Consider the following 14,206-nt stretch of genomic DNA (forward strand, 5'->3'; position numbering starts at 1 on the left):
ATATATTATGAAATTGTTATGAGATTAAATTACGGTTAACACGACTTTTTAACAGTTGATTTATTATTATCTTTACACTCGCAATTAGATTCATTGAATGTTATATAGTATAAGTATCAATGAGATAACCCAATTTTTGCTATTTTATGAAAAAAACACAAACTAAGATTTTACTAGTAGATGATGAACCGGATATTTTAGAAATTGTTGGATACAATCTTTCTCAGGAAGGGTATCAAATAATTACAGCTTCTAATGGAAAAGATGCAATTGCAAAAGCACAAAAAGAATTGCCAGATCTTATAATAATGGACGTTATGATGGCAGAAATGGATGGTATGGAAGCTTGTGAACATATTCGAAAAATTCCCGAACTAAATAATGTTATTATTACATTCTTAACAGCAAGAAGCGAAGATTACTCTCAAGTTGCTGGTTTTGATGCTGGAGCAGATGATTATATCACTAAGCCTATTAAACCAAAATTGTTGGTAAGTAAGGTAAAAGCATTGTTGAGACGCTTAAAAGAACAAGAAGTTAGTAGTGATACATTAAATGTAGGTGGTATCGAAATTAATCGTGAAGAATATAAAATCGTAAAAGATAATATTGAGATTGCTTTGCCTAGAAAAGAATTTGAATTGTTTTATTTATTGGCTTCAAAACCAGGGAAAGTATTCAAGCGTGATGAAATTCTTGATAAGGTTTGGGGTAATGAAGTAGTTGTAGGCGGAAGAACGATTGATGTGCATATTCGAAAATTGAGAGAAAAAATCGGCGAAGATTTATTTAAAACCATCAAAGGAGTAGGATACAAATTCGAGGTTTAAAATAAAGATTACCAAACAAAAGCATAATGCAAAGAAATCAGAATTATCTTTGTATAAAGCTATCCATGAATTAAATGAAAATAAGTTTTAAAAAAACCTATAAGTTTGCTGTAAAGTCAGCACTATATATAAGTCTCTTTGCTACAGGATTCGTAGTAATTCTAGTTTTATTATTCTTCAAAAATAAAACAGAACATCTGGTATTATTTAGCCTTGTTTTTCTTGTGTCCGTATATGCATTCTCATTTATGGTTTTGCAATACCGTGTAGAACGTTTTATTTATCGAAGAGTAAAGAAAATCTACGATGAAGTTTCGTTGCTAGAATCCAGTACACTTATCAACCAACCGATTACTACGGATATGGAAACGCTTTCGCGTGAAGTCAAAAAATTTGCAACCGATAAAAAGTTAGAAATCGAAATGCTCGAAATTCGTGAAGAATACCGTCGAGAATTTCTAGGTAATGTTTCGCATGAACTTAAAACCCCCTTGTTTACTGTTCAGGGGTATATTTCGACATTATTGGATGGGGCTATGGAAGATAAAACCATTCGAAAAAAATATCTTAAACGTGCCGAAAAAGGGGTAGAGCGATTAATTTATATCGTTGAAGATTTAGATATGATTACTAAATTAGAAACAGGCGATTTAAATTTGGTAATTACTAATTTTGATATCATTGAACTTATTCAAAATGTTTTTGATTTATTGGAAATGAAAGCCGATAAAAAGAAGATAAAACTAACTTACGAGAAGAAATTTCTTCAGCCTATTTTTGTAAAAGGAGATAAAGACAGAATTCAGCAAATATTAGAGAATCTGATTGTGAATTCTATCAAATATGGCAGACAAGGAGGAACTACCGAAGTTGGAGTAGTAAATCTTACAAAGAAAAAAGTACTTATTCGTATTAGCGATAATGGAGAAGGAGTTGAGAAACAAAATATACCAAGACTTTTTGAACGATTTTATAGAGTAGATAAAAGTGGTGCCCGTTCAGAAGGAGGTTCTGGATTAGGACTTGCCATAGTTAAACATATTATCGAAGCTCATAAAGAGAAAGTATATGTAGAGAGTGAGTTTGGTATAGGTTCAGAGTTTTCATTCACATTAGAAAAAGCATATAAAAGCACTAATGCTGAAGTTAAATAAATGTAATCTTAATATCTTGATTAGGCATAAAATACTCCCCTTTTAACACCAATTTAAAACTGCCGATCTGCGCTTAATATTAAATTCTTATTATGATAACATCTTGGTAACGTTATGTTAACTTTGATGGGTGATTTTTGCATTCTGAACGGGAGTTAAAAAAATAAGATGAGAAAATTTTTAGTTGTAGTTTTATCTTTAATGGCGAGTGGGATCCATGCACAAGAGGTAAACAAGGAGGAGATCAAGAAAGAGGTTGTTCGTATTTTAGACTCTATAAATAAGGCAAAAGAAACTGCAATAATAGCGGAACCAAAGATTGAACCTGCTCTTCAAAAAGAAGAAAAGGAACATTGGTATGAAAAAATCTCATTACGAGGTTATGCACAAATAAGATATAACGGATTATTATCTACCAATGATAAAGTTTCATGTGAACAATGTGATAGATCTTGGGGAACAACTTCAACAGAGCCAGATGCAAAATCTAACAATGGATTTTTTATAAGACGTGCACGATTAGTATTTTCAGGGCAAGTACATCCTAACGTGTATTTTTACTTCCAACCCGATTTTGCAAGTTCACCAAGTACAGGAATTAACAATTTCGTTCAAATTAGAGACATATTTTTTGATATTTCTTTTGATCCTAAAAGAGAATATCGTGTTCGTGTAGGACAAAGTAAAATTCCTTATGGTTTCGAGAATATGCAATCTAGTTCTGTTCGACTTACTTTGGATAGAAACGATGCAATGAATAGTGCGATATTGAATGAACGTGATTTAGGAGTATTTTTTTATTGGGCACCAAGCAAGATAAGAGAGCGTTTTGAAATGTTGGTAAAAGACGGCTACAAAGGCTCAGGCGATTATGGTGTTTTTGCTTTTGGAGTATATAATGGTCAAATTGCAAATAAGCTAGATAGTAACAGAGATTTAAATGTTGTAGCTAGAGTAAGTTATCCTTTTGTAGTAGGAGGTCAAATTATTGAGCCAGGAATTCAGGCTTATACAGGGAAATGGGCATTTACCACCGAGATTTCACCAGGAGTGCCAGTAAATGCTAATAAACAATATGTAAAAGATCAAAGAGTAGGGGCTACTTTTGTTCTCTATCCGAAACCTTTTGGAATTCAAACGGAATATAACATAGGTAAAGGACCTCGTTATAACAAGGAAACGAATAGTGTTGATGTAACAAATATAAATGGTGGTTATGTTTTATTAAATTATAAATGGGATTTAGGAAAGCAGCTATTATATCCTTTTGCAAAATTTCAATATTATGATGGAGGGAAAAAATATGAAAAAGATGCCAGAAGTTATGTCGTTAGGGATTATGAAATTGGAATAGAATGGCAACCATTAAAAGCATTAGAGTTTACCGCAGAATATGTTATTGCAGATAGAACTTTTGAGGATAGCGTATTACCAAATAACAGACAACAAGGAAACCTATTGAGGATACAAGCTCAATTTAATTTCTAAAAAAATATAGAGATGGAGTTTATTGTTTTTCGAAAACGGAAAATAATGAACTCCATTTTGCTTTCTTTTTATATTGAGGCAATCCTTTATACTCGTCGATTTTTGCAATATCTTCAATTTTAAAATCATCTTGTAGCGCATAAGGCACAAGACCTTCTTCTTGTAATTTTTCAGCGAGATATAGTTGTTCATATTGACCAGGAGTTGGTATAAAAAAAGCTTTCTTCTCTAATTTAACCAAATCCATTACAGTTGTATAGCCAGAACGACATAAGATTTGTTCACTTTCGTTAAAAGTTTGCTCTAGTTGGCGTGTGTTCATGAAATTGTAATAGGTAACATTCTCAACGACTTCCTTTTTTTGGTCCTTTTGGACAATGCCTTTTACAAAAACAACTTTCCCTTTGTAACGAAGTACTTCTTTCTTCAATTTCTCTTCAAGATAGCCTCGTTGAGGTTCTGGTCCGGATAAGATAACCATTAAATCATATACTTTTGGCGTTTCTTTCTTGCGCATTCTGCTTAAAGGGCCAATGTATTTTAACTTAAGTTTTTTGGTTTTTAGATGACCTAATTCACCAGTTAGATTAGGTTTCTTTTTTATGTCTGGAACCCAGCATTCAGTATATTTTTTTATAAAGTATTGATGACATTTACTAGTAAACCAAGTAGTATTTCCAGTCATCACATTTAATTGGTGTGTAATAAAAACCGAAGGTATATTTTTAGAGTAAACCCCTAAACGATTATCAGAAATAATACCGTCAATGCCATATTTTTTTATCCAGGATCTTACCATCTTTTTTTCGTCGAGGATAGCTTCAATCATTTTAGGACAATTTTTGATTAATTTCCATTTGAAGTTTTTACCATTTTTTGCGTATTCTATTTGGTAAGAAGGCAATTCAAGGGTTTGAATATAAGGAAACTCTTTTCGTAATAATTCTAAAGCAATTCCATCCGAGGCAATTATTGGTATATAGTTGTTTTCTTGTAGTGCTTTAATTATAGGAATACATCTTGTAGCGTGACCTAAGCCCCAATTTAATGGAGCAATAAGAATGGTTTTATTGGTTGAATCTAAATTCATATAGAATTGGGTTATGTTAAGTTAACCCAGCGAAAGTTACAAATAGTAAGTGTTTTCCTTATTTATAAATGATTACTAAAATATTAAGTTATTATTTTAGTAAATACAAAAAGGTTAGACATTATAAGTAGTCTAACCTTTTTTAGTTTATCAAGAACAAGTTATTTAGTCTTGAATGTAAGTTTTATTTCCGTTAGAATTAATGTAGTATTTACCACCTCTTGGGCCAGTATATACCTTTTTACCATTATATTCCCCCGTAATTTTATCAGCTACTTTAGGAGCCTTTTCGTTAGTTTCTTTAACCTTTTTTGTAGTAGTCTTTGATGCTGCTTTAGTATCAGCCTTAGCTTTGTCTACTTTTTCAGTAGCAGCTTTAGTATCTGCTTTGGCTTTAGTTACTTTTTTAGTGGCATCATCAGTTGTACTTTTAGCATCTGCTTTAGCTTTGGCAGCTTTTTTTGTAGCAGACTCTTCTGTTTTAGTAGTTTTAGCTTTAGCATCACTTTTTGCTTTTGCAACTTTATCATCTACACTTTTAGTAGCAGTTGCTTTTTCTTTAGTTGCTTTTTTCTCTGCTGTAGTTTTAGAGTCGGTAGCCTTTTTTTTCTCTTTAGCAGCTTCTGTTTTAGCTTTGGCTTTAGTCTTTTTTACAGCAGTTTCCTGAGCGTAAAAATTACTAGAGAAAACGAACATAAAACAAAGTAATAATAGTTTTTTCATGTCTTAAAGTGTTAAAATTCATAATAAAATTAATCAATTTATTGTAATGTTTTTTAAAATACATCAAAAATAAGCTCTTAGTTGAATGTTTCCTGTATGGATAGTAGTTCCCGTTTCGCCTTTTCGCCCTTGATAGTTTACATTGACATCCAAAAATTGTGTAATATTTTTTTGTAATAACAATCTCCATACCAAATTCTGCCCTGTTTGTAAGCCTTCCAGCATTTGAAAACCTACAGATGAAAACTCATTGCCTGTGAATTTATTCTGGTAAAAAGAGAATTCTCCATTTAGGGTTATTTTTTTATCTCCTGCATAAGAGAATGATGTTCCTAATCGGGTTTGTTTTAAGGTTTCTTCATCGCCAATTTGGTTGTCTTTGTTTTGAATCTCATAAAAGAAATCCAAGCTTGTACTTTTAGAAAACAAATAACTAATCTTTGGTGCTAGTTGATAACCAGTAAGTTTATAGTTTTTTTCGGGAAAACTTTCAGAAATAAGATCAGTTTGAATGGTTTTGGTAAAAAAGCTTAATAACCAGCTTTTATCATATAAATGAGAATATTGTAATTGATGCGAACTGTTTGTAGCTTGCTGAGACCCTATTGTAAGTAAGTTTCTGCTTTTGTTTTGTAAATAGGTATAAGTTGTTGAATGTTTTTGTTTGCCTCGATTATAGAATAGACTGTTTCTGAAACTAGAGTTTAAACCCAACACATTTTCATCTGAAGAATTAAAAGGATTTAATTCAAAGCGATCACCATTACTTTTTACTTTTCGATCTAATATAAATGAGGTTTGATTATAAAAATAAGAGATTATTTTTTTTATACCAGTTTCATTTAACCATTGATTTGGATTCAAGGTTACTGATTGAGAAAATTTATTTTGATTTGTTTTTATATAAATCCGATTAGGTAAAAAGATTCGAATGTATTTTGCCTGATCAATAAATGCAGCGACTTCAAATTCCTGTAATTCCTGAATTCCATTGTTGTTATAATCGTTCCAAGTATAAACTCCTTGTCCTACGGGAACTTCTATGTATGTATAGTCTTGTTGAGGCATCGTTCCTGAACTGGTTTCGTATGCTGTAGTAGTTTGAATAAACTGATTAAAAAAGCGATCGTTATATAGAATTCTTGAATTTAAAGAAGGTTCTCTTTTTTTAGTAACATCTTCAAAGTTTAATACTCTATAGCTTGCATATACAGATAAATCACTTTTAGTGGTTTGTATCAATTTTGACTTCAAGTAATATGTTTGAGAATTGTTTACACGTTGTAATAATCCGTTTTGCAAACTATCATTGCTTCGTCTTAAAAATCCCAATTCTACAAAAACTTTGGTGCTATCACCACGTCCCACAAATAGACCATATTCATTAAATCTTTGGCTTAAAGCCGAAAACTGATTAGTGACTTTATTTTTTTCCTGATTATCTTCAAGTTGTATCGTACCTCCGATCCAGTTTTTCTTAAAATGATAGCGGGCTTGGGTTTGGTTTCTTAAAAACTTAGATGTCGATAGGGTACTGCTGCTATTAAGCAAGCTGCCTTGGTTCTGAAAAATCCAATTTTTTACTTTAAAAATCCCATTAACTGTATGTCGGCTTCCAGAGTAGTTTTTGGTAAAATCTAAATTTTCAAATTGGTAGGTAACCAATCCTATATCTGATGATTTTTTTTGAGGAAATAAATCGAAGTTTAATCCTGAAATTAGCAAACTCTGATTTCCAAACCGTGTTGCGGGAAGATTCCAATCCCGATCAAACTCAATATTATAAAGTCGTTCAACTGATTTGAAATTTTCTTGAATAAATTGATAATTTATAAAGGCATCCAGATTCCAGCTTTTAGAAAACAAACGCTGTTTGGCATTTATTTTGGTAGCGATGCCTTTATTATCGCTGTCTTGTACATTCGAAAATAAGTTTGCATCATTGTTGCTAACTCCTACTTCAAAATCAAAATTTGTTTTTTCGGTTGGGCTATATTTACCCAAAAAAGTAGCTACTTGTAGTTTTATTGGAGCAATAAGTTTAATAATTGGAGCATAATTTCCCTGCGGAATACCATTTATAGGTGCAATATATTCATAAATACGATCGATAGTATTTACGTTCTTAAGGATATAGTCTCCAGACTGAGCGCCTATTAAATTGAATCTTACATTGTATAGTTCCTCTTTGGGATCATTGGAGAATTCGTATATTTCCTCTCCATTTAGTATTATTTTTTTATAGAGAATTTTATTGTCTGAGTAAGTATCTGCATATGCTGAGGGAGCAATCATAGCATTTGTATCATCTCCTGCAGTACTTAATGTTTCAACCTGTTCCTTGGTTAAATTTTGTTGTAGCGGTTGGTTTTTTAAATCATTTTCGGAGTATAAATACCCTCCAAAGCTCCATTTTTTATTTTCATGAGTAACACCAGCATACGTTACAAATCGGGTATAATTTTGATTTGAATATTGATATTCTACGCTTATTCGCATTTCTGAAGTAATGGTAAATAGCGAAGTAAAAGTAATTTCGCCGGCATTATAATCGATAGTATAATCTTTATTTTCACCTCGTTTTAATAAAACACCATTTACATATACCCTTTCAGAACCCGAGATAACTAATATATATAACTCACCATTCTGTCCAGTTAGTTTATATGGACCTTGATTTCCTTCTTGTCCTGTAATGTTGCTTTTAGCATATTGACCTCTTACTAGTGCAGCCGAGGCAAATACATTGGTTTTACTTTCTTCATCGCCAAAATTAAAATTAACGGCAAGTCCTTGAACCTTTTTATCAAAATTAAGGAATTGAGTTTTTTTGTTCTCAAGAAAAATATCTCCAGCTCGTAATGCCCAATTATTGCTAAATAGTTCTATAAATATATTATCGAATTGATCTAGCTTTTGAGAATAACCACCGTCTTGTAGCGGAATATTATTGTCTTGTAATGAAGCACGAATACTTACATTATCGGATATTTTTCCTGTAATTTGAAGGTCAAGATTGGAGTTTAATACCGTGTTTTGATTGTTACCAATGGTGATTCCGCGAGTAATACTTCCCGAAGTAGTTAATCCATCAAAAGGAGTAATTGTTTTGGCATTTTTGGGTTGTATTTGGTATAGCGATTCAGCCGTTGCGCCATTGCTTACAATTCGATTAGAGTCGTAAATTTTATATTCTTTGGTTAGTATATCAGGAAGTTTTAAATACTCAACTATTAGGGAATCAGTACTCGAAGTTAGTTTTTCGTTTATAAGTAAGGTTCCTTTTTGGAAGTTAATTTTGTATAAACTGCTGTCAATAAGTATTTTGTTGGTGTCGAAAAGCTGAAAAAAATTAGAATTGATACTAAAATTTTCTAAATGAATAGTATCTCGAGAGGTACCAATTCTTTTGGTTTTATAGTACGAGTTTATTTCCTGAGCATGAAGCCCAGAACAAAAAATAATTACAATCCAAAAGAGTAATTTTTTAATCATAAATACTTTAACTCCAAAACCTCAAAAGTAGTATTTATAATTGGGAAATTTAGGTAAGGTTGATAGTGATGAATTAAAGAATATTATAAAGACGCATTTTATAAATTTTGATAAGATATAATGTCTAAAATTAAGTTATCCAGAAAATAGAATATTTATTCATCTCATTAATTTAAGTTGATTTTATTTTGAAGGAGGATATTTAGTACAATATAATATTCCAACATGTATAAAAAGTGCTGATAAAAATGCATATAATAAAACGATATACATTTTTATGTCTTTATGATGTTTATATATACTACTCCAACTAAATTCTTTATCACTAAAGAAATATGACCAAAAAAACATTACTGTTGTTATAAAAATTAAAAAAATAAACTGACGTATGCCTGTTTTACGTATTTTTTTAAAGATTTTCATTTATTCTAGTGTAAAAGTTAATGAAGCATTTTGGGTGCTTCTAATATAGAATTAATAAATTTAATATTTTCTAATCTTAATTTTAAACGGTCTTTGGGAAATTTTTCGAATTAGTGTTTTATATTATAAAAGCAATCTGCTTCAGACATAAGAAAGGCTTCACTTTTTTTAAGTGAAGCCTTTCTTATTATGGGAATTTTGTAATTAACTTTTTTAAAGAAAACTAATTCAAGTCTTTTGTTACCACTTGCATGGTTTCGCGGCTTACTTGTTTTAGTAAAACTACTTTGTTTTCTTCAACGGCTTCGGCTGCTTTATCATCAAAATGACGAATAGTATATAAGGTAACATTTTCGCTAAAATCAACTTTAAATTTTTTCGAAAGTATAGCATTCAAGTCATTGAAATTTTCAAATTTATCTTCTACACAAACAGAAAAACTAATCGCTGAGTTTTGAATTAAATTAACTTTTATTTTAAACTCGTGGAATAAGGCAAAAATCTCACTGATATTTTCTTCCATAATAAAAGAAAAATCTATTGAAGAAAGTGAAATTAGAAGTTGGTTTCTCTTTACAATAAAACAAGGTAAATAAGGTTCTAAATCAACACCCTTAGAAACGCTTGTTCCTTTTAACAATGGGTTGATAAATGATTTTACATATAGCGGAATCTCTTTTTTCTGTAAAGGCTGTAATGTTTTTGGATGAATAACCGTTGCTCCGTAAAAGGCCAATTCGATAGCCTCACGATATGAAATTTGATTAAGCAAGCTTGCATTTTCAAAATAACGAGGGTCAGCATTCATTACTCCAGGAACGTCTTTCCAAATGGTAACACTTTCGGCATTTAAGCAATAAGCAAAAATAGCAGCAGTGTAGTCAGAACCTTCACGGCCCAAAGTTGTTGTGAAGTTGTTTTCATCGGCACCTAAAAAACCTTGAGTTATGTTCAGCATATTTCGCTTTACATTTTTACCAATATTTTTTTGGGTTAACTCCCAATCTACTTCAGCATCTCTGTAAGTTGCGTTAGTTTTTATGAAGTTACGTACATCAATCCATTGGGTCTGAACACCCATGAAATTCATGAAATGACTTAAAATAGTAGTCGAAATTAATTCTCCAAAACTTACAATTTGATCATAAACAAAGTTATAGTTAGGCGATTTATTATGGGCAAGAAAATATTCTAATTCCGAAAAGAACGCATTTACAGCAGTAAAAACTTCATGTTTTTCATTCTCGAATAAATCCAGCAATATCTGGTTGTGGTATTTTTTTACTTCTTGAACAGATGCATTTAACTCGCCCGATTTTTCAAAATAATTCTTTATTACAACTTCTAGAGCGTTTGTGGTTTTTCCCATAGCCGAAACTACAAGCAATACATCTTCATAACCTACTTTTTGTAAAACGTCATATACGTTTTTAATTCCTTCAGCATCTTTCACTGAGGCACCACCAAATTTGAATACTCTCATTATTTATTATTATATATTGTGTCTTAAATTTTTATTTTTTCTCTAAAAAAGTATTAATTCCAGCTTCATCCATTTGAACAACACGCCATTCATCGAAGACTTTGGCTCCAGATTTTTCATAGAATTTAACTGCAGGAGTATTCCAATCGAGTACATTCCATTCGACTCTTCTTACTTTATCTTTTTTTGCCTGCTCCATTATTTTGGAGTATAATGCCATTCCTAAACCAGATCCGCGCATTTTATCTTTAACAATTAAATCTTCTAAATGTATTGTTTTGCCTTTCCAGGTTGAGAATCGGTAATAGTATAAGGCGATTCCAACTATTTCGGCATCTACCTCGGCTACAAATACATGAAAAAGAGGATTTTCTCCAAAGCCATCACGAACTAAATCGCTCTCCGTAACCAAAACTGCATCTGGTTCATTTTCGAATATGGCTAGTTCCTGAATCAAGCCTAAAACAGCTTTCATATCATCAGGGTTTCCTTTTCTAATATTCATAAATTCTTATTATTAATGTATTTATATCTAAAATAATGGTTTTTTCGAACTTGATTATTGCTTTTGATTAACAAATATACAATACGGACAAACTAACTAAATAATTTTTAAATCAATTTCACAAAAAAGGCGATATTTGTGACTTCAAAAAAAAATCTACAACGATATAGTATAATGGAAGAACGCAATAAAACACTAGGAGAGTTTATTATTGAGAACCAAAAAGCATTTCAGTATTCGTCGGGAGAGCTTTCCCGAATTATCAACTCTATACGATTGGCGGCCAAAGTCGTTAATTATAAAGTAAACAAAGCGGGTTTAGTTGACATCGTTGGTGCAGCTGGAGAGCAAAACATACAAGGAGAAGATCAGCAAAAACTAGATGTGTATGCAAATGAGGTTTTTATTCAAACCTTAATTAATCGTGAGATTGTTTGCGGAATCGCTTCAGAAGAAAATGATGATTTCATTACTGTACAAGGAAGTGATAATAGCCATAATAATAAATATGTGGTTTTGATGGATCCACTTGATGGTTCGTCTAATATTGATGTGAATGTTTCTGTGGGAACTATTTTTTCAGTTTATAGAAGAATTACGCCAATAGGAACACCAGTTACACTTGAGGATTTTTTACAACCAGGAGTTAACCAAGTTGCGGCAGGATATGTAATTTACGGAACTTCGACAATGTTGGTTTATACAACAGGGCATGGTGTAAATGGATTTACCTTAAATCCTGCAATTGGAACATTTTATTTGTCACACCCAAATATGAAATATTCAAAAGATGGAAATATTTATTCTGTAAATGAAGGAAACTATGTTCATTTCCCGCAAGGAGTAAAGGATTATATTAAGTATTGTCAGCATGAAGAAGATGACAGACCTTATACTTCGAGATATATCGGAAGTTTAGTTTCTGATTTTCATCGAAACATGATTAAAGGAGGTATTTATTTGTATCCAACAAGTAGCAAGGCACCAAAAGGGAAGCTTCGTTTGTTGTATGAATGTAATCCAATGGCATTTGTAGCCGAGCAAGCTGGAGGAAAAGCATCTGATGGTTTTAATAGAATCATGGAGATTAATCCAACCGAATTGCACCAACGCGTTCCGTTCTTTTGTGGAAGCTATAATATGGTCGAAAAAGCAGAAGAGTTTATGCTTAATGCAAAATAATAAAAAAATAAAACCCGACTTGAAAAAGTCGGGTTTTATTTTTTAAGTACCAGTTTCAGTGTTCAGTTTCAGTTTGAAAACTGTAAACTATGACTGTAGACTTTTTTAAGTACCAGTGTCAGTTTTAAGTACCAGTTTGAAAACTGAATACGGCGACTGCAACCTTTTTTATTTATTCATATTTTGCATTTCGAAAGTAAAAGTATCTAAATCTACTTTTTTATCTACTAACGAAAGTGCTTTTGCAATAATGTAGTTTACGTTTCCAGGAGTAAATCCTAGTGCAAGTCCAAGTCTTCTTAGCATGATTTCCTGACTGTCTCCCATGTGGTGATCTACGTGTACCATACGAGCCAAATCGTATAAACGCTCTAAACGTTGTGAATACAAATAAGGCGCATTTATAGGGTGCTTGAATGGATCTGCAAGAATCTCTTTATACTCTTCGTCCGAAATTTCTAATCTAGAAGCTAACTTGTCTAAAAAAGCTTTTTCTTCTTGATTTGTTTTTCCGTCTGCAAGAGCTACGCGAACAATAGCCGAAAAATGACCTTTATTTCTTAGTTTAAATTCGCTATCAAATAAATCTGAAAATGACATAATTAATTGGTTTTTTGTATCACAAAGATAAATCTATTTTTAAATTATTAATTTTAATTTTCTCATAATTTTTATAATTGCAAAAACTGTAATTTTAACTTATTTTTATTTAATGATTTTAGAATAGCAATCTACCATTTTCAAAATTAATCGTAAGTTTACACACCCTTTATCAATTTTAAATTAAAATACCCATGTCAGATTTTTGGATTTATTTTCAAATAGGATTAAAACACGTTCTAGATATTCATGCATACGATCACGTAATGTTTTTAATGGCTTTAACTATTCCTTATTCATTTAAGGATTGGAAAAGAATTTTATTGCTTGTAACTATTTTTACTGTTGGTCACACATTGGCTTTACTGCTATCAGTTTATGGAATAGTTACTATTAAAGTAAATATCGTCGAATTTTTAATTCCGATAACCATTTTAATAACTGCTTTTTTTAATTTTTTTACAGCAGGGAAATCATCTAAAACGGAGAGTATTAATTTAGTGTTTTTTATAACACTTTTCTTTGGGATAATTCATGGTTTAGGATTCTCTAATTATTTCAGAACAATATTAGGAGGTAGTCCAACATCAAAATTATTGCCCTTGGGAGAATTTGCATTAGGGATTGAGGCAGCTCAAATTATTGTAGTTTTTGTAGTTTTAATAATCTCATATATTGTTCAAACAATTTTCCGTTTTTCAAAACGTGATTGGACTTTGGCTATGTCGGCTTTTATAATAGGAGTTGTAATCCCGATGGTTATTGAGAGCGAAATATGGAGTAGATAAAAATGGAAAAAGAAAAATTAAATAGATACGACAAAGCTTATTTGCGAATTGCAAAAGAATGGAGCATGTTGTCGTATTGCAAGCGTAAGCAAGTTGGTGCAATTATCGTAAAGGATCGGATGATTATTTCTGATGGTTATAATGGTACGCCAACAGGATTTGGGAATTGTTGCGAGGATGAAGAAGGATTAACGAGATGGGATGTTCTGCATGCCGAAGCCAACGCTATTTTAAAAGTAGCAAGGTCAACCCAGTCTTGCGAAGGAGCAACCTTGTATATAACACTCTCACCTTGTAAAGAATGTAGTAAATTAATTCATCAATCGGGGATAAAAAGAGTAGTCTATCAAAATGGATATCGTGATGATGCTGGAATCCAGTTTTTAATAAAGGCAGGTGTAGAGGTCGTGAATATTCCTGTATTAGAAGAGTAGAAGCTTGCAGT

General features: G+C 31.6%; 12 protein-coding genes. 6 read left to right on the forward strand and 6 right to left on the reverse strand.

Annotated elements, in window-relative coordinates; genetic code table 11:
- Positions 1–146: 146 nt before the first annotated feature.
- The 3 genes from OIU80_RS07715 to OIU80_RS07725 all read left to right on the forward strand — a co-directional run bounded on the left by OIU80_RS07715 (position 147) and on the right by OIU80_RS07725 (position 3,472).
- On the forward strand, positions 147–830 hold the full coding sequence (locus OIU80_RS07715) for a response regulator transcription factor (protein ID WP_035617332.1): 684 nt from the start codon (positions 147–149) through the stop codon (positions 828–830).
- A gap of 74 nt (positions 831–904) precedes the next feature.
- The gene (locus OIU80_RS07720; protein ID WP_264286451.1) at positions 905–1,984 is read left to right on the forward strand and encodes a sensor histidine kinase; all 1,080 of its coding nucleotides are present in this window, start codon (positions 905–907) and stop codon (positions 1,982–1,984) included.
- Positions 1,985–2,152: 168 nt separating this feature from the next.
- Positions 2,153–3,472: a porin gene (locus OIU80_RS07725; protein WP_264286452.1), complete on the forward strand. Its 1,320-nt coding sequence runs from the start codon at positions 2,153–2,155 to the stop codon at positions 3,470–3,472.
- Between the two features lie 19 nt (positions 3,473–3,491).
- Here OIU80_RS07725 and OIU80_RS07730 read toward each other — a convergent pair whose 3' ends face one another.
- The 5 genes from OIU80_RS07730 to OIU80_RS07750 all read right to left on the reverse strand — a co-directional run bounded on the left by OIU80_RS07730 (position 3,492) and on the right by OIU80_RS07750 (position 11,191).
- The gene (locus OIU80_RS07730; RefSeq protein WP_264286453.1) at positions 3,492–4,562 is read right to left on the reverse strand and encodes a glycosyltransferase; all 1,071 of its coding nucleotides are present in this window, start codon (positions 4,560–4,562) and stop codon (positions 3,492–3,494) included.
- Between the two features lie 165 nt (positions 4,563–4,727).
- Positions 4,728–5,285, reverse strand: a complete 558-nt coding sequence (locus tag OIU80_RS07735) for a hypothetical protein (protein ID WP_264286454.1) — start codon at positions 5,283–5,285, stop codon at positions 4,728–4,730.
- Positions 5,286–5,348: 63 nt separating this feature from the next.
- Positions 5,349–8,780, reverse strand: coding sequence for a hypothetical protein (locus OIU80_RS07740; RefSeq protein ID WP_264286455.1), 3,432 nt, complete (start codon positions 8,778–8,780; stop codon positions 5,349–5,351).
- 646 nt (positions 8,781–9,426) lie between these two features.
- Entirely contained in the window at positions 9,427–10,686 is a 1,260-nt protein-coding gene (locus OIU80_RS07745; protein WP_264286456.1) for an aspartate kinase, read from the reverse strand.
- A gap of 31 nt (positions 10,687–10,717) precedes the next feature.
- A complete protein-coding gene (locus tag OIU80_RS07750) occupies positions 10,718–11,191 on the reverse strand; it encodes a GNAT family N-acetyltransferase (protein ID WP_264286457.1) in 474 nt (157 codons plus the stop codon).
- A 174-nt stretch (positions 11,192–11,365) separates the two neighbouring features.
- On the opposite strand from OIU80_RS07750, the gene fbp reads away from it, so the two are divergent.
- Positions 11,366–12,373 carry a class 1 fructose-bisphosphatase gene (fbp, locus tag OIU80_RS07755; protein ID WP_264286504.1) on the forward strand — a complete coding sequence of 336 codons (1,008 nt, stop codon included), beginning with the start codon at positions 11,366–11,368 and terminating at the stop codon, positions 12,371–12,373.
- Positions 12,374–12,541: 168 nt separating this feature from the next.
- Here the strand turns inward: fbp and OIU80_RS07760 are convergent, their stop codons facing one another.
- The gene (locus OIU80_RS07760; protein ID WP_264286458.1) at positions 12,542–12,973 is read right to left on the reverse strand and encodes a TerB family tellurite resistance protein; all 432 of its coding nucleotides are present in this window, start codon (positions 12,971–12,973) and stop codon (positions 12,542–12,544) included.
- A 194-nt stretch (positions 12,974–13,167) separates the two neighbouring features.
- Between OIU80_RS07760 and OIU80_RS07765 the strand changes: the two genes are divergently transcribed.
- Positions 13,168–13,761, forward strand: a complete 594-nt coding sequence (locus OIU80_RS07765) for a HupE/UreJ family protein (protein WP_264286459.1) — start codon at positions 13,168–13,170, stop codon at positions 13,759–13,761.
- Positions 13,762–13,763: 2 nt separating this feature from the next.
- Complete coding sequence (locus OIU80_RS07770; RefSeq protein WP_264286460.1) at positions 13,764–14,195, forward strand: deoxycytidylate deaminase; 432 nt, start codon at positions 13,764–13,766, stop codon at positions 14,193–14,195.
- Positions 14,196–14,206: the final 11 nt, after the last annotated feature.

This window comes from Flavobacterium frigoritolerans, from assembly GCF_025847275.1.
Lineage (GTDB): Bacteria > Bacteroidota > Bacteroidia > Flavobacteriales > Flavobacteriaceae > Flavobacterium > Flavobacterium frigoritolerans.

Bases quoted from the DNA above. Each gene is read 5' to 3' on its own strand.
- OIU80_RS07715 (WP_035617332.1), top strand. From the start codon at position 147: ATGAAAAAAACACAAACTAAGATTTTACTAGTAGATGATGAACCGGAT.
- OIU80_RS07720 (WP_264286451.1), top strand. From the start codon at position 905: ATGAAAATAAGTTTTAAAAAAACCTATAAGTTTGCTGTAAAGTCAGCA.
- OIU80_RS07725 (WP_264286452.1), top strand. From the start codon at position 2,153: ATGAGAAAATTTTTAGTTGTAGTTTTATCTTTAATGGCGAGTGGGATC.
- OIU80_RS07730 (WP_264286453.1), bottom strand. From the start codon at position 4,562: ATGAATTTAGATTCAACCAATAAAACCATTCTTATTGCTCCATTAAAT.
- OIU80_RS07735 (WP_264286454.1), bottom strand. From the start codon at position 5,285: ATGAAAAAACTATTATTACTTTGTTTTATGTTCGTTTTCTCTAGTAAT.
- OIU80_RS07740 (WP_264286455.1), bottom strand. From the start codon at position 8,780: ATGATTAAAAAATTACTCTTTTGGATTGTAATTATTTTTTGTTCTGGG.
- OIU80_RS07745 (WP_264286456.1), bottom strand. From the start codon at position 10,686: ATGAGAGTATTCAAATTTGGTGGTGCCTCAGTGAAAGATGCTGAAGGA.
- OIU80_RS07750 (WP_264286457.1), bottom strand. From the start codon at position 11,191: ATGAATATTAGAAAAGGAAACCCTGATGATATGAAAGCTGTTTTAGGC.
- fbp (WP_264286504.1), top strand. From the start codon at position 11,366: ATGGAAGAACGCAATAAAACACTAGGAGAGTTTATTATTGAGAACCAA.
- OIU80_RS07760 (WP_264286458.1), bottom strand. From the start codon at position 12,973: ATGTCATTTTCAGATTTATTTGATAGCGAATTTAAACTAAGAAATAAA.
- OIU80_RS07765 (WP_264286459.1), top strand. From the start codon at position 13,168: ATGTCAGATTTTTGGATTTATTTTCAAATAGGATTAAAACACGTTCTA.
- OIU80_RS07770 (WP_264286460.1), top strand. From the start codon at position 13,764: ATGGAAAAAGAAAAATTAAATAGATACGACAAAGCTTATTTGCGAATT.